This is a genomic window from Acuticoccus yangtzensis, assembly GCF_001927245.1.
Classification (GTDB): domain Bacteria; phylum Pseudomonadota; class Alphaproteobacteria; order Rhizobiales; family Amorphaceae; genus Acuticoccus; species Acuticoccus yangtzensis.
On the sequence record NZ_MJUX01000006.1, the window covers coordinates 44,114 to 58,424 of the forward strand.

The window sequence follows — 14,311 nt, forward strand, 5'->3', positions numbered from 1 at the left end:
GTCCTCTTGTTCTAATTAGCCGACGACGAGGGTGGACTCGTCAGGGAAGGAGTATGGCGGGATGGCCAGATTCTCCGGCGCAGGGCCCCGGCGGATACGGCCCGCCGTGTCGTAGTGCGAGCCGTGGCACGGGCAGAACCAGCCGTCGAAATCGCCCGCTTGGCCGAGCGGAATGCAACCGAGATGGGTGCACACGCCGATCATCACGAGAAGATCCTCGCGCCCCTGCACGGCCCGGTTGGCGTCGGTCGCCTCGCCGGTGCCGATGTTGGGGTTGCGCGCATCCGTGTCGCGAAGCTCGGAGAGGGGGACCTCTTTCGCCTCTTCGACCTCGGTCGGCGTGCGCTTGCGGATGAAGACCGGCTTGCCGCGCCACATCACCGTCATCGACTCGCCTTCACCCAACGCCGAAATGTCGACCGAGGTGGAGGCCAGCGCGAGCGAGGCCGCGTCCGGGTTCATCTGATCAATAAAAGGCCAAGCAATCGAACCGATGCCGACCGCAGCCACGGCACCTGTCGCGATGTAGAGGAAGTCGCGCCGCGTTTCACCGTGCGCCTCTCCATGCCCGTCATTCGTTTCCGTGGTCGCCACGACCGCCCTCTCCCATATTCCTGATCGCGCTTATCGCCGCAATGCCATGCCTGTCCGCGCGGGTCATGTCTAGACTCGTCCCACATCGACAGTCAGCCACAAAGGGTTCTAAACGGATCGTCTTTCCAGAAACACCTGAAATTAGAGTGCGATGGTTCCAACCTGCAAACAACCGGAGACTCGGGCATGAATGTCGCACTTTTCCAGCCCGAGATCCCCCAGAATACCGCGGCGATCCTGCGCACTCTCGCCTGCTTCGGCGCCTCGGCCCACATCGTCGGCCCGGCCGCCTTCGACCTCTCCGACCGTGCCGTACGCCGCGCGGGCCTCGACTATGCCGCCTCCGTCCCGTTGACGCGCCATCCGACCTTCGACGCCTTCAAGGCCGCCGTCCCCGGCCGGATCGTCCTTCTGACGACCCGCGCCGACACCCTCCTCCACGACTTCGCCTTCCATGAAGACGACACCCTCCTCTTCGGTCAAGAAAGCGCCGGGGTTCCGGACGCCGTCCACGCCGCCGCCGATGCGCGCGTGCGCATCCCCCTCGTGCCCGGTGCGCGTTCCCTCAACCTTGCCGTGGCGGTCGGGATCGCGTTGATGGCGGCCACCGTGTCGAGCGGCGCCGTGACCACGAGAGGACTAGAATGAACGATGTGAAGGGCGGGCCCAAGCCCGACGCCGCCACCCTGGCCCACTGGCAGGAGCGCGCGAAGAGCTGGTTCGAGCGGCTGCGCGACGACATCCACACCCTGTTCGAGACGCTGGAGGACGAGGCCGCCGGCCTCCCCTCCTACGGCGACACTCCGCCTGGCCGCTTCACCCGCGAGCCGTGGGAGCGCACCGACCATGACGGCGCGAAGGGCGGCGGCGGCGTGATGGGCATGCTGGCGGGCCGGCTGTTCGAGAAGGCGGGCGTCCACACCTCCACCGTGCACGGGACCTTTTCGGGCGATTTCGCCAAGCAGATCCCCGGCGCGGCGGACGATCCGCGCTTCTGGGCGAGCGGCATCTCCTTGATCGCCCACCCGCTGAACCCGCACGTGCCGACCGTCCACATCAACACCCGCTACGTGGTGACGACGCGCCAATGGTTCGGCGGCGGAGCTGATCTGACTCCGATGCTGGATCGCCGCCGCGGCCAGGACCACCCGCACACGCAGCGCTTCCACAGCGCCTTCCGCGATGCCTATGCCCGCCATCCAGTGGGCGACTATGCGCGGGACAAGGCGTGGTGCGACGAGTATTTTTATCTCCCCCACCGGGGCGAGATGCGCGGCATCGGCGGCGTCTTCACCGACTACCTGGCGTCGGGCGACTGGGAGGCGGACTTCGCCCTCATCCGCGACATCGGCACCACCTTCATGGACGTCTATGCGTCCATCGTGCGCGAGACGATGGGTGAAGCCTGGACCGAGGCGGACCGCATGGAGCAGCAGGCCCGGCGCGGACGCTACGTGGAATTCAATCTGCTCTATGACCGCGGCACGCTGTTCGGCCTCAAGACCGGCGGCAATGTCGCGTCGATTTTGTCGTCCATGCCACCGACGGTTCGGTGGCCCTGAAGTCTGCCACCGACGGTTCGGTGGCCCTCACTGGACCACCGGCAGGCTTGGCCGGCGAGCGCTCAGAACGCCTCGGCGTCCTCCACTTCGGCGAGACGCGCGGTCAGGTGGGTCAGCTCGGCCCTCAGCGCGGAGAGCTGCTCGTCCTCCATCGCGAGGCGGCACACCACAGCGTCGCGCGCGGCGGCGACCTGCCGCTCCATCGCCGCGCCCGCCTCGGTCAGCTCGATGAAGACCATGCGCCGGTCCGCGCTGTCGCGGCGCCGTTGCACGAAACCATGCCGCTGCAATTGGTCGACCAGCGGAACGATCGCGCTCGGACCGAGACGCAGCCGCTCGGCAATCTTGCCGATCGGCCGCGCACCGTCCTGCCATAGGACGATCATCACCAAATACTGCGGGTAGGTCAGTCCCAACCGCGCCAGAAGCGGCCTGTAAATCCGCGTCACCGCATTGGAGGCCGCGTAAAGGGCAAAACAGAGCTGATTTTCGAGCTCGAGGCCGAGGCTACGGTCCAACATCATACACTCAATTGGCTGATAATTTTCATTAGCAAAAAACACTGGATTGGCAAAATCAAACATATGCCGGCGAGCGTGTCGCACGCGCTCAATGGTAGCGGCGTTATCTTAACGAAGACAGAGGCTTGCAACAATCCGGCGAAGTTGGTTCTGTGCCGCCAATTCGCGTCACACGGCGCATCGAAGAAAGGCAAAGCTTATGAAGACCCGCGCCGCCGTCGCGTTCGAGGCCGACAAGCCGCTTGAAATCGTCACCGTGGACCTCGACGGGCCGCGCGAAGGCGAAGTGCTGGTCGAGGTCAAAGCCACCGGACTATGCCATACCGACGAGTTCACCCGCTCCGGCGCCGACCCGGAAGGGATTTTCCCGGCGATCCTCGGCCACGAAGGCGCAGGCGTGGTGGTCGACGTCGGCCCCGGCGTCACCACGCTCAAAAAGGGCGACCACGTCATCCCGCTCTATACCGCAGAGTGCCGCACCTGCGAGTATTGTCTCAACCCGAAAACCAACCTGTGCCAGCGCGTTCGCGCCACTCAGGGGCAAGGCCTGATGCCCGACGGCACCAGCCGCTTCTCGCTCGATGGACGCCCCATCTTCCACTACATGGGCTGCTCCACCTTCTCCAACTTCACCGTCCTGCCCGAGATCAGCCTCGCCAAGATCCGCCCCGACGCGCCCTTCGACAAGGTCTGCTATATCGGCTGCGGCGTCACCACCGGCATCGGCGCCGTGATCTATACCGCCAAGGTCGAGCCCGGCTCCACCGTCGCCGTGTTCGGCCTCGGCGGCATCGGCCTCAACGTCATCCAGGGCGCCAAAATGGTCGGCGCGGACCGCATCATCGGCGTCGACCTCAACGAAGACAAAGTGCCGCTTGCCAAAAAATTCGGCATGACCGACTTCGTGAACCCGGACACCGTCGGCCGCGACAAGGTCGTCCAGGCGATCATCGACCTCACCAACGGCGGCGTCGACTACTCGTTCGAGTGCATCGGCAACGTCAACACCATGCGCCAAGCGCTGGAATGCGCGCACAAAGGCTGGGGCGAATCGATCATCATCGGCGTCGCCCCCGCCGGCGCCGAGATCGCCACCCGCCCCTTCCAGCTCGTCACCGGCCGCACCTGGCGCGGCTCGGCCTTCGGCGGCGCACGCGGTCGCACCGACGTTCCGAAGATTGTCGATTGGTACATGGATGGTAAGATCAATATCGACGATCTGATCACGCACACCATGCCGCTCGACGACATCAACAAGGGCTTCGACCTCATGCACGCCGGTGAGTCCATCCGCTCGGTGGTCCTCTATTGAGGTGCGCGGCAGCCTTCCGGCACCGGCTCGCCCGGCGCATCGGCCTCACGGCCCTCGCCGCGTGCGCGCTGGCGCCCGCAGGAACGGCCGCCGCAAACACGCTCACCCTCTCGTCCCCGCATGAAACGCTGATGTTCACGCCGAGCCAGGTCGGTTCGGTCGAAACCGGGGTCGCCGGAGGGGTGGCCTTCTGCTTCACCGCCGACGCCGGCCGCGAACTCGCCCGCTTCACCAGCGAGCTCGTGTCCGAAGAGATCGTCGTGCGGTGGAACGGCAACCCCGTCGGTGCGCCGATCGTCGTGCGCGAGCCCATCCTGAACGGCTGCCTCGTCATCAGCGACGGGCACGAGGCGGAAACCCTCCGCCACCACCTTGAAACCACAACGAAGTAGACGTCCCATGGAGATCGTTTCGCGCTGGGCCGCGTTCGGCGGTGAACAGCTCGTCTGCCGCCACGCTTCGGCAGCCACCGGCACCGCCATGACCTTCGCGGTCTACCTGCCGCCCCAGGCAGCCAGCGGCCCCGTCCCCGTCCTCACCTACCTCAGCGGCCTGACCTGCACCCACGCCAACGTGATGGAAAAGGGCGAATATCGCGAGGCCGCCGCGCAAGCGGGCGTCATCGTCGTATGCCCCGACACCAGCCCGCGCGGCGAAGATGTCGCCGACGACGAGGCCTACGACCTCGGCCAAGGCGCCGGCTTCTATGTCGACGCCACCGAGGCGCCCTGGGCACCCCACTACCAAATGAAAACCTATGTCGAGGAGGAGCTTCCCGCCCTCGTCGCCGCCAACTTCCCCGCGGCCGCGGATCGCCAGTCGATCTTCGGCCACTCGATGGGCGGCCACGGCGCGCTCACCATCGCCCTGCGCAATCCGGCCCGCTATCGGAGCGTGTCCGCCTTCGCGCCGATCGTCGCCCCATCACAGGTGCCGTGGGGCCGCAAGGCGCTGCCCGCCTACCTGGGCGCCGACACGGCCGCCTGGCGCCAATACGACGCCGTCGCGCTCATCGAGGACGGGGCTCGGGTGCCGGAAATCCTGGTCGACCAGGGCGAGTCCGATACGTTCGTCATCACCCAGCTGAGGCCCGAGCTCCTCGCCAAAGCCTGCGCCGACGCCGGGATCGACCTCACCCTGCGCACCCAACAGGGCTACGACCACTCGTACTACTTCATCTCGACCTTCATGGCCGAGCATGTGGCGTGGCACACCCAGCGCCTCGCCTGACGTCGGCTGCTGAAACGGGCTGCAGCACCCACCGGCGTTCCACCGAGCTCCGTGCCGGTGGATCCGCTGCAGCGAGGGGAGTTCCCCCCTCGCGCTCCCTCCGCTTCGCCACTCATGTCCGCTTGCGGACATGAGCGCGGCCATGCCTCAACCGCGGAGCACCGCGGTTGACGGGCAGGCGGCCAGTTCGGGCTAAGAAGCCCGAGACCGACCACCTGTTACAAGGCTGTGAAGGAGACGGGCGGCGTCAAGGCTCCGTCCTCCCCGTGCTCGCCCGCCCTTGAGAGGGCGGACTGCGCGCGGGTCCGGGCGAAACCTTGACCCCGCCCTTCTCCTTCAGCGCATCACGATGCGGGCGGACGAGGGCCCAAAATCCTCAGCGCCGCCTGCGCCGCGCCGAAGCCGTTGTCGATGTTCACCGCGACGAGCCCCGGTGCACAGCTCCCCAGCGCCGAGTGAAGCGCCAGACGCCCCCCTTCGCTCACCCCCGTGCCGACCGACACCGGCAAAGCGATGATCGGCGCCGCGACCAGCCCCGCCAGAACCGAGAAAATCGCCCCCTCCATGCCGGCCACCGCGATCACCACGTCGGCGGCGCGGATCTCGTCGAGACGGCCCATCAGACGCCACAGCCCCGCGACGCCGACATCGGCGACGAGCTCGGCCGTCACGCCGCAGAAGGCCAGCGTCCGCAGCGCCTCGGTGGCGGCCGGCATGTCGGCAAGGCCGCCCGTCACCACCGCGATGCGGCCCGGCCGCGCCGCAGCGCAGCCGTTCAGGATCGCCGTGGCCGAAAGCGGGTGATAGTCGAGCGCGTCGCGGGTCGCCGGGGTCAGCGCGGCATGGCGGGCGGCGTCGAGACGGGTCAGCAGCAGGCGGCGCTCCCCGGCGTCCGCCACGATCGCCTCGATCTGCGCCGGGGTCTTGCCGGCCGCGAAGACCGCCTCCGGAAGCCCCGTGCGCGCCTCGCGGTCCCAGTCCATGATCGCTGGCGCGTCCAATCCGGTCAAAGCGCGGCCTTCAGGAAGGCCGAGCCCATTCGGTACGGCTCGACGCCCAGGAACGGCCGGCCCGACGCGGCACACGCCTCCGCCGCCAGCGCCTCCAGCGGACCCCATTGCGCCGCCGCGGCACCCGTCTCTACAGCGATACCCGCCCGCCTGAGACGCACCCGCACCGCGACGGGCCCCGCCAGCGCAGCGCGCAGCCGCGCCTCGAGCGTGTCGATGAACGCAAGGTCCGCGGGCTGGATCGCAATCCCCGTCTCCACCCGGCTCGACAGGCACGGCTGCGCTGGCAGCGCCGCGAAAGCGAGCCCCTCCGCCGCCGCCAACGCCCGCACCAGGCGCTTGTCGATCGCGGCTTCCACGAAGGGATGGCGCACCCGCTTCTCCTCCGCCGCCGCGAGGCCGGGACGGTAGTCGCCGAGATCGTCCATGTTGGTGCCCGAGGCGACCGCGCCACCGGCCGAGGCGCGGATCACCGCGTCGATCGCCCCATAGAGGCGGGATTTGCAGAAATAGCAGCGGTTCACCGGGTTGGCGCGGTAGTCCGCGTCGGCGAACTCGCCCGCGTCGATCACCGTCAGCCGCCAGCCCTCGGCCGCCGCGTGAGCCTCCACCCGCGACCGCGCGTCGGACGGGACTGCGGGCGAGGTGGCGTGGACCATCAGCGGCGCCGCGCCGAGCCGGCGGTGGGCGAGCGTCGCCAGCGTCATGGAATCGACGCCGCCGGAGACGGCGATCGTCCAGCCGCCGGGGGCATCCGCCAGCGCCGCGTCGAGCCGGGCCCGCGCGGCCTCAACGTCCGGCGCCGCCTTCGCAACCGCGTCGGCCACCGCTTCCGCCGCGCTCATTGCTCGGCCTCGCGGGCGGTGCGGCGGCGCGCGTCGAGCGTCTCGTCCGTCAAGGCGTCCTGCTCGATCTTCGTGGTGACCACACCGCCGGGCCGCAGCGCCGACTTCACCGGATGCCCCTGCGCCAAATCCTTCGCGCGCGGCAGAATATCGCGCCGCATCTCCTGCCGGCGCACGCCCAAGGTGGAGGTCTGCGCAAACACCTCCTCCACCACCGCGGCGGCGAAGGCGGGGTCCGCCTGCACCTCGATCCGCGTCACCGGCCGGCCCTTCTTGCCGAAGGCCGGGATCAGCACCAGATCGCGCACCCCGTGCACGGTGCGCAGCCGGTCCGCCGCCGTGGCGATCTCCTCGCCGGTCATGTCGTCCACCTCGAAAGACAGGATCTCGGTGCGTTCCGACCGGGCCGCCGCCGTCTCGAACACGGTGGCCCTCAGAACGTTGGGCACACCCGGAAGCGGCCGCGTGCCGAGCCCATGGCCCACCGCCGTCAGCCGGCCGCCCGGATGCGTCCCGCTCCCTGCCCCGCCGGTCAGCCCGGCGAGGATGGCCGCCCCCGTCGGCGTCACCCTCTCACCGGGGATGCCGTCGTCGTGCCAGTCGTAGCCGCTCAGGATGGCGGCGGTCGCGGGCGCCGGCACCGGCAGCGCGCCGTGCGCCGTGCGCACCTGGCCGCGCCCCAGCGGCAGCGGGCCGATGCTCCACGTGGCACCCATCGCGGCCATGATGGAGCCCGCCGCGACGAGGTCCATCAGCGTGTCCCAGTCGGCGATCTCGTGAAAATGGACGCGCTCCAGCGGCACGTCGTGGATCGCCGCCTCCGCGCGGGCGAGACGCTTGAGCATGTCCTGCGCCGCCGCCGCCGTCCCGTGCGACAGGCCCGCGGCGGCGATGCGATCGCGGAAGGCGGCGTAGGTGGTGGGGCGCCCGTCCGCCTTGCCGGTGAGGGCGAAGCGGCAGCCGGTGAGCGCGCCGGACGTGCCGTCGGTCAGCGTTGCGCTGAGGCCGTCCGGCAGCACGGCGGCGGTGTCGGCGAAGACGCGGGGGGCGAGATCCGGCCGTGCGGCCAGCATCGCGGCGGCGAACATGTCACCCGCCGCGCCCCCCACGGGGTCGAGATGAACGTGGAACGGTGTCACGTCAGTGGACGAGGGCGAACTCGGCGATCGTCCCCGAAGCGTCGAATTGCATCGGCTCGGGATCCGACAGGATCTCGATGTCCGGGTTCGCCCGCGCCTCGTCCAGCAGCGCCTCGGAGATGGATATTTCGCCGATGTGCAGCGTGTTGGGGACCCGCACCACGCGCAGCTTGCTCATGTCGAGCGCGTTGCAGGTGCGGATCGCCGCCATGATGGCGAGCTTGTCCGTCTCCATGATCATCGGGATCCTGGCGCCCGACAGCACGGTCGACGTGATGTGGTTCGCGTAGGTGGCGACGAGGTCCATCTTCTCGAACAGTTTGCGCGTCGTCACGTCCGCCAGGCCGATGCCTGTGGCGTTGCCGCCGCCCTTCTTCGTCAGGTCCAGCACCACCATGCGCGTTGTCGTCAAGGTGCCCTGAACCAGCGTGGTGGAGGCGCGGCCGGTGATGTTGGGGTCCATCCCGGTGCCGGAAAATTCCTTGCCCATCCAGTCGACCACCAGAACGTCGAGCGGGTTGAACATGATGCGCGGCATGCGCGCCTTGGATTCCTTCAGAAGCTCCGGCTCGCGCGTCAGGATGTCCTCGGCCGGCACCACGGCGACGGTGCAGATCTTGTCGTAGGAGTTCTCCACCGTGGCGACGCCGAAGAGGATCTTGCACTGGTCGAGCTTGATCTTCGCCATGTCGACCACGTTGTCGGCCATGTAGCCGAAGCCCATGGCGTGACAGCTCGCCGCCCCCTCCTGCTTGCCGAGGCCGATGGTGATCATCTTGGCGAGGCCCGATTCGATCGGAGCCGAGAAGGAGGTGTGCGCCTTGATGCGGTTGATGACGACGATCCCGTCCGCCTCGAAGGCGTGGCGGTCCATCAACACCGGCAGGCCGTTGGGCAGGGTGCCGAGCGAGACGGTTTCCATCGACGAGCGGATCGGCGCGCCGACCGCCTCCTCGGTGACGCCGAGACCGTTGAGAAGCAGCGCCTGCCCCTCGGCCGTCGCGCCGCCGTGGCTCCCCATCGCGGGGACGATGAAGGGCTCCGCCCCCATCGCCTTCAGCCCCTTCACCGTGGCGGCGACGAGGATCGGCAGATCGGCGAGGCCGCGGCTGCCGACGGCGATGGCGATCGACATGCCCGGCGTCACGCGGCCGGTGATGGCCGGGGCGGCAAGGCCCTCCAGCACGGCGGCAGCGACGTCGGCGATGTGATCGTCGGCGAACTTCTGGCGCACGCGCACCATGTTGGGCAGCGTCACATCACCGATCAGGCGTTCCAGAACGTTCACATTGGCCTCCCAGGCTCTCTTTTGATCCGCCTATAGCACGGTGCGGCGCCCGTGGCGAAGATCAGCCGAGCTCAATCACGTCGACACGTTCGCCGAGCCGCTCGCGTGCGATGTCGACCACGCTGCGGTGGTGGGCAAAGAGGATCGGCTGCACCGTTGCGCCGAAGTCGGCCAGCGCCGCGAGGCCGGCGGCCGTGCGGTCGTCGTCGAAGGTCTGGAAGATGTCGTCGCCGATGAAGGGCGCCGGCTCGTTGCGGCTCGCATAATCCTCGACGATGGCGAGGCGCAGCGCCAGGAAGAGCTGATCGCGCGTCCCGTCCGACAGCGCGGCGCGGTCCAGAACGTCGCCGTCCTTGGCGGCGTAGAGCTGCAGCCGGTCGTTCTCGTCGATGCGCTGGGCGAGCCCGTCATAGGCGCCGTTGGTGAGCATCGCGAAGAGCGCCCCCGCCCGCTCGATCAACGGGCCATGGTGAAGCTGGCGCTGCCGCTCGATCGCCGCCGAAAGCAGCGAGGAGGCGATTTTGAGGACGGCCCAGTTGCGGGCGATGCCCTCGGCCTCGGCGGCGGCGGCGTTCTTGTCGAACACCGCCTGCTCGGTGCCGCCGCCTGTGCCGAGCCTGTCCCGCTCGCCCCGCTTCTCGCGCAACGCCGCGTAGGCGACGTTCTCTTCCTCGCCGAGCCGCGCGGCCTCGCGGGAAAGCTCATCCCGCCGCGCCCCGGCGGCGTTGGGATCGAGCCGGGCGAGCTGGGCGCGCACGTCCGCCTCGTCCTCGCCGGGGGCGATCTCGGCGAAACGGCGGCGGCAGGCCTTCAGACCGGCGTCCGCCTCGTCGCGCTGGTGGAGGCGGGCGGCGAGCTGCACGCGGTCGCCGTCCGGCAGGTGGGCGAATGCGGCGTCGGCGGCGGCCTCGGTGCGGGCGAGCACGGCGGTCCGCTCGGTGAGGATCTCTTCGGCGGTCACCAGCGTTTCGGCGGCGGCGGCGCGGCGCTCGCGCGCGGCACGGGCGGCGGCGGCGCGCTCGGCGAGTTCGGCGCAGGCGGCGGCCGGGGCGACTCCGGCAAGGTCCGGCGCCAGCGCATCGACGAGCGCGGCGACCCCCGCCTCGAACCGCGCCTTGGTCTCGCTCAGCGTCTCAAGACGGCGCACGGCGGCGGCCTCGCGCGCCGCCAGCGCCGGAAGCTCGCGCCAGAGGCCGATGGTGATGTCCACCTCGGACGGCGTCGCCGCGCCGGAGAGACCGATCCCCTCGGCGGCGGCGGCGAGGGCAGCGGCGGCAGTCTCGCGCACCTCGGCGCCGCGCACGGCCTCGGCCTCCAGGCGGGCGATCTCGCCGAGAAGGTGGTCGCGGCGGCCGAGAGTCTGCTGCCCGGCGGCCCAGGCGTCCTCGAGTTCCCCGATGCGGCCGGCGAGCCGCGCGGCCATCGCATCGGCCGGAAGCTCGTCCAGGGTCAGGCCGACGTGCGCGCCGATGGCGGCGAGGGCCTTCGTCGTCGCCGCGTCTTCGGCGGCCAGCGCGGCGAGCTCGTCGGCGAGGCTATCCGCTTCGACCCGCTTTTCGAGGAGGTCCGCGACGCGGCGGCGCCATTCCACCATCTCGTCGGTGCGGCCGGGCTCCAGCCCCAGCGCCAGGAAGGGGGCGCGAAAGGCCTCGCGCTCGGCGGCGAGGTCGGCGCGCATGTCGGCGATGTCGGCCTCGCGCCGGGCGATGTCGGTGGCAAGCTCGGCCGCCTCGGCTTTCAGCGCCGCGTAGGTCTCGACCCGCTTTGCCTCGGCGAAGGCTTGGTCGGACAGGTCGTCCGCCTCGCGGGTCAGGCGGCGGCCGGTGTCGGCGGCGCCTGCGTCCAGCAGCGGCGCGGCGCCGGTGGCGGCGTCCGCCAGCGCGCCGAGGGCGGCGTCGCGGGCTCTGCGGGCGGCGGTGATCGCCTCGGCGCTCGGCACCGGCCCCGCGGCTTCCGCGGCGGCGATGCGCTGGGCCACGACATCGTGCTTGGCCTTCTGCTCGCGCAGTCGCGCCTGCGCCTCGCGTCCCGTGCGCTCGATCTCGCGCAGCCGCTCGACGTGACTGGCGAGGCGGGCGGCCTCGGGCAACGCGGCAAGGCCGGGGTCGGCGAGATCGGGGACGGGGACGAGCGCCGCGGCCCCCTCCTCCACCGCGCGCCGCACACCGGCGAGGGCGGCCGCCATGCCGGGGCGTGCCTTCAGCGCGGTCAGCCGGTCGGCGAGTGCGGCAAGGCTCGCCTTGGCGGGCCGCGGATCGGTGAGGGACGGCCCCGCGGCATCGCCGAGGCCGGCGAGCGCGCTCCTGGCCGCGGCGGCGGCGCGGGCGTTGGCCTGCAGCGCCGCATCCGCCTCGCGCACCGCGGCGGCGGCGTCCGCGGCGCGGCCGAGGGCGGCGTCGGCAGGCTGGCGCGCGGCGAGCCCCGGCGGATCGTCGCCCGCCGCATGAAGGCCGAGACGGCGCGCACAGGCGGCGATCTCGGCCGCCGCTTCCTCGCGCGCTCGCACCACGGCGGGACGCTCGTCCAGCACCGCAGCGTAAGCGCCGCTCTCGGCCAGCACCGCCTGCACCTTCGCTGCGGCGGCCGCCATCGCCTCGTCGACCGTGATCGCGCCGTGGCGGCGGCGGGCGGCGTCCACAGCGTCGGCCGCCTCGCCGCGGCGCCGTTCGGCCTCGGCGAGGGCGGCGAGGTGGGCGGAGAGGTCGTCCGCCAGCCCCGGCGGCACGGCGGAAAGGTCCGCGAAGCCCGCCAGCACCTCGGCGCCCGCGTCGATCTCGGCCACCACGCTGCGCAGCGCGCTCAGGGTGTCGATGCGCTTTTCTTCGGCGACCACCGCCTCGCGCGCCTTGCGCGTCTCGGCGAGGGTCGCCTCCGCCTCGGCGATCGCCTTGTTCAGCTCGCGCCAGGCGCTGCCCTTCAACTCGCCGGCCCGCTCCGCCTTCTCGGCGACGGTGAACCTGTCGCGCGCTTCGTTGAGGGCGAGCTTGCGGCCCTGCGGCTTGTAGAGGAGGCCCGCTTCCTCATCGAGCGCCCCGCGCAACGCGGCGAGGCCGGTGAGACCGGACGCCGCCGCCATCACCACCGAGCCGAGCTCGCCGCCCGGCTTCAGCATATCCTCCGCCCCCGCCCGCAGCGTGTCGGAGTTGAGGCCGAAGGAGGCGGCGAAGATGTCGCGCGTCAGCCCGCCCAGCCACGGGGCCAGCGCATCGTCGCGCATCGCGACGTCGCCGTCCTGGTCCTCAAGCAGCGTGTCCTTGCGGCCGCGGCGGCGGCGGAAGGCGATCGTCTCGCCCGACCGGCCGGTGAGCGTGGCGCCCAGCCTCAGCTTGCCCGCATCGTGCAGGAAGTCGGCGGAGATGGCGTGCGGAAAGCCGAACAGAAGGTCGGAGATCGCGGCGAGGGCGGACGACTTGCCCGCCTCGTTGGGACCGTAGACGACGTGGAGCGCGGCGTCCGGCGCGAATGTCAACGTGCGGTCGGTGTAGCCGGCATAGCGGATGAAGGCGAGACGGGAGAAGCGCATCAGCCGCGCGCCCTGAGCGCCACGAGGGCCGCCGCCTCGGCGATCAAGGCGGCGAGGTCGTCACCCAGCGGCGCCTCCTCCGCGGCGCGCCCGCCCGGCAGTTTCACGGCGATTTCGCCGACCAGCGCCTCGGCACGGGCGGTGAATTCCGGGTCGGCGGCGAGCGCGTCCAGCGAGGCGGCGAGGTCGAAGCCGAGGTCCGGCGCCGGGCCGTCCGGTGCGGTGAGGTCGAGCTTGACCGCCTCCAGCCACACATCGGCGTGGACGCGCTGGCAGGCGGCCTCGACATCGTCGCGCAATTGGCCGCGGGCGCCGAGGAGCGCCGCCCGCAAAGGGGTGGTCCCGGTCAGCCGCACGCGCAGCGCCATGGTGCGCTCGCCGAGCCCCGCGGTCTCCGCGGCGACGGCGGCCTCCACGGCGGTCAGCACCTCGGCCAGCTCCTGCGCGCCCGTGATGTCCACCCCCGCGAGGCCCCAGCGCGCCTCGTCGACGATGAGCCGTTCCACGTCCGCCACCCGCCCGTCCTCCACGGTGACGATGACGGCGCCCTTCTCCCCCGTCTCGCGCACGCTGCGGCCTTGGATGTTGCCGGGGAAGACCACCACCGGATCCTCCGCCACGCGCTGAAAGTCATGGACGTGGCCGAGCGCCCAATAGTCGTAACCGCGCGCGGCCAGCTCCTCGACGGTGCAGGGCGCGTAGGTGGCGTGGGCCGTGTGGCCGGTCAGCGAGGTGTGGAGGACGCCGATATTGAGGTGACCGGCCACCGGCGCCGGATAGGTGGCGACGAGGTTCTCTTCGGCGGCGCGCTCGGCGAAACCGCGCCCGTGGAGCGCGACCTTCAGCTCCGGCAGCGTGAACGTCGCGGCGGTTCCGGTGGGGAATTCGTGAACGCCGTCGGGGAGCGCGATGGTCTTGGTGACGACGCTTTCGGCATCGTGGTTGCCGCGCAGGAGATATACCGGGATCCCCGCCCGCGACAGGCGCGCGATCTCGCGGTTGAAGAACAGGCCGACGCTGTTGTCCTTCCACGCCCCGTCATAGATGTCGCCGGCGATGACGGCGAAGGCGACGCGGGCGGCCAGCGCCTCGTCGACGAGGCGGGTGAAGGCGGTGCGGGTCGCCTCGGCAAAGCGCGCCGCGACCGCCGCGTCGCGCACGGTGAGGCCCTTGAAGGGGCTGCCGAGGTGCAGGTCGGCCGCGTGCAGAAAACGAAAAGTCGCCACGCCATCCTCCAGACAGCGAGGCTTAGAGCACGCGGCGGCCGATTGGAAAGGGGATGAGGCG

The 14,311-nt window shown here is 70.6% G+C and carries 13 protein-coding genes; 5 read left to right on the plus strand and 8 right to left on the minus strand.

Annotated elements, in window-relative coordinates; translation table 11 throughout:
* Window positions 1-15: 15 nt before the first annotated feature.
* Window positions 16-594 (minus strand): ubiquinol-cytochrome c reductase iron-sulfur subunit, encoded by a 579-nt coding sequence (petA, locus tag BIX52_RS14995; protein ID WP_075221916.1) that lies wholly within the window; start codon window positions 592-594, stop codon window positions 16-18.
* Between the two features lie 186 nt (window positions 595-780).
* Here petA and BIX52_RS15000 point away from each other — a divergent pair, with 186 nt between their 5' ends.
* Window positions 781-1,242, plus strand: a complete 462-nt coding sequence (locus BIX52_RS15000) for a tRNA (cytidine(34)-2'-O)-methyltransferase (RefSeq protein WP_075221917.1) — start codon at window positions 781-783, stop codon at window positions 1,240-1,242.
* Window positions 1,239-2,156 carry an oxygen-dependent coproporphyrinogen oxidase gene (gene hemF, locus BIX52_RS15005; RefSeq protein ID WP_075221918.1) on the plus strand — a complete coding sequence of 306 codons (918 nt, stop codon included), beginning with the start codon at window positions 1,239-1,241 and terminating at the stop codon, window positions 2,154-2,156. The genes BIX52_RS15000 and hemF overlap by 4 nt, the downstream gene beginning before the upstream one ends.
* A 62-nt stretch (window positions 2,157-2,218) precedes the next feature.
* On the opposite strand, the gene BIX52_RS15010 is transcribed toward hemF, so the two are convergent.
* Window positions 2,219-2,740, minus strand: coding sequence for a MarR family winged helix-turn-helix transcriptional regulator (locus tag BIX52_RS15010; protein ID WP_211098186.1), 522 nt, complete (start codon window positions 2,738-2,740; stop codon window positions 2,219-2,221).
* Between the two features lie 136 nt (window positions 2,741-2,876).
* Here BIX52_RS15010 and BIX52_RS15015 point away from each other — a divergent pair, with 136 nt between their 5' ends.
* The 3 genes from BIX52_RS15015 (at window position 2,877) to fghA (ending at window position 5,219) form a co-directional block, all read left to right on the plus strand.
* Window positions 2,877-3,989, plus strand: a complete 1,113-nt coding sequence (locus BIX52_RS15015; RefSeq protein WP_075221919.1) for an S-(hydroxymethyl)glutathione dehydrogenase/class III alcohol dehydrogenase — start codon at window positions 2,877-2,879, stop codon at window positions 3,987-3,989.
* Window positions 3,990-4,120: 131 nt separating this feature from the next.
* Window positions 4,121-4,381, plus strand: coding sequence for a hypothetical protein (locus tag BIX52_RS15020; RefSeq protein ID WP_075221920.1), 261 nt, complete (start codon window positions 4,121-4,123; stop codon window positions 4,379-4,381).
* Between the two features lie 7 nt (window positions 4,382-4,388).
* On the plus strand, window positions 4,389-5,219 hold the full coding sequence (gene fghA / locus BIX52_RS15025; RefSeq protein ID WP_075221921.1) for an S-formylglutathione hydrolase: 831 nt from the start codon (window positions 4,389-4,391) through the stop codon (window positions 5,217-5,219).
* A gap of 344 nt (window positions 5,220-5,563) precedes the next feature.
* Here fghA and larB read toward each other — a convergent pair whose 3' ends face one another.
* From larB to BIX52_RS15055, 6 genes are all read right to left on the minus strand, one after another.
* Complete coding sequence (gene larB, locus BIX52_RS15030; protein WP_075221922.1) at window positions 5,564-6,202, minus strand: nickel pincer cofactor biosynthesis protein LarB; 639 nt, start codon at window positions 6,200-6,202, stop codon at window positions 5,564-5,566.
* A 23-nt stretch (window positions 6,203-6,225) separates the two neighbouring features.
* Entirely contained in the window at window positions 6,226-7,074 is an 849-nt protein-coding gene (gene larE, locus BIX52_RS15035; RefSeq protein ID WP_211098187.1) for an ATP-dependent sacrificial sulfur transferase LarE, read from the minus strand.
* On the minus strand, window positions 7,071-8,213 hold the full coding sequence (gene larC / locus BIX52_RS15040) for a nickel pincer cofactor biosynthesis protein LarC (protein WP_245803209.1): 1,143 nt from the start codon (window positions 8,211-8,213) through the stop codon (window positions 7,071-7,073). Before larC ends, larE begins: the two co-directional genes overlap by 4 nt.
* Window position 8,214: 1 nt before the next feature.
* Window positions 8,215-9,501 (minus strand): nickel pincer cofactor-dependent isomerase, group 22, encoded by a 1,287-nt coding sequence (locus tag BIX52_RS15045; RefSeq protein WP_075221923.1) that lies wholly within the window; start codon window positions 9,499-9,501, stop codon window positions 8,215-8,217.
* 61 nt (window positions 9,502-9,562) lie between these two features.
* Window positions 9,563-13,024, minus strand: coding sequence for a YhaN family protein (locus tag BIX52_RS23955; protein WP_075221924.1), 3,462 nt, complete (start codon window positions 13,022-13,024; stop codon window positions 9,563-9,565).
* Window positions 13,024-14,250: a metallophosphoesterase family protein gene (locus BIX52_RS15055; protein ID WP_075221925.1), complete on the minus strand. Its 1,227-nt coding sequence runs from the start codon at window positions 14,248-14,250 to the stop codon at window positions 13,024-13,026. Before BIX52_RS15055 ends, BIX52_RS23955 begins: the two co-directional genes overlap by 1 nt.
* Window positions 14,251-14,311 lie beyond the last annotated feature (61 nt).

What these genes read in the sequence shown, in the direction of transcription:
- BIX52_RS15000 (WP_075221917.1), top strand. Translation starts at nt 781, where the DNA reads ATGAATGTCGCACTTTTCCAGCCCGAGATCCCCCAGAATACCGCGGCG.
- hemF (WP_075221918.1), top strand. Translation starts at nt 1,239, where the DNA reads ATGAACGATGTGAAGGGCGGGCCCAAGCCCGACGCCGCCACCCTGGCC.
- BIX52_RS15010 (WP_211098186.1), bottom strand. Translation starts at nt 2,740, where the DNA reads ATGTTTGATTTTGCCAATCCAGTGTTTTTTGCTAATGAAAATTATCAG.
- BIX52_RS15015 (WP_075221919.1), top strand. Translation starts at nt 2,877, where the DNA reads ATGAAGACCCGCGCCGCCGTCGCGTTCGAGGCCGACAAGCCGCTTGAA.
- BIX52_RS15020 (WP_075221920.1), top strand. Translation starts at nt 4,121, where the DNA reads ATGTTCACGCCGAGCCAGGTCGGTTCGGTCGAAACCGGGGTCGCCGGA.
- fghA (WP_075221921.1), top strand. Translation starts at nt 4,389, where the DNA reads ATGGAGATCGTTTCGCGCTGGGCCGCGTTCGGCGGTGAACAGCTCGTC.
- larB (WP_075221922.1), bottom strand. Translation starts at nt 6,202, where the DNA reads ATGGACTGGGACCGCGAGGCGCGCACGGGGCTTCCGGAGGCGGTCTTC.
- larE (WP_211098187.1), bottom strand. Translation starts at nt 7,074, where the DNA reads ATGAGCGCGGCGGAAGCGGTGGCCGACGCGGTTGCGAAGGCGGCGCCG.
- BIX52_RS23955 (WP_075221924.1), bottom strand. Translation starts at nt 13,024, where the DNA reads ATGCGCTTCTCCCGTCTCGCCTTCATCCGCTATGCCGGCTACACCGAC.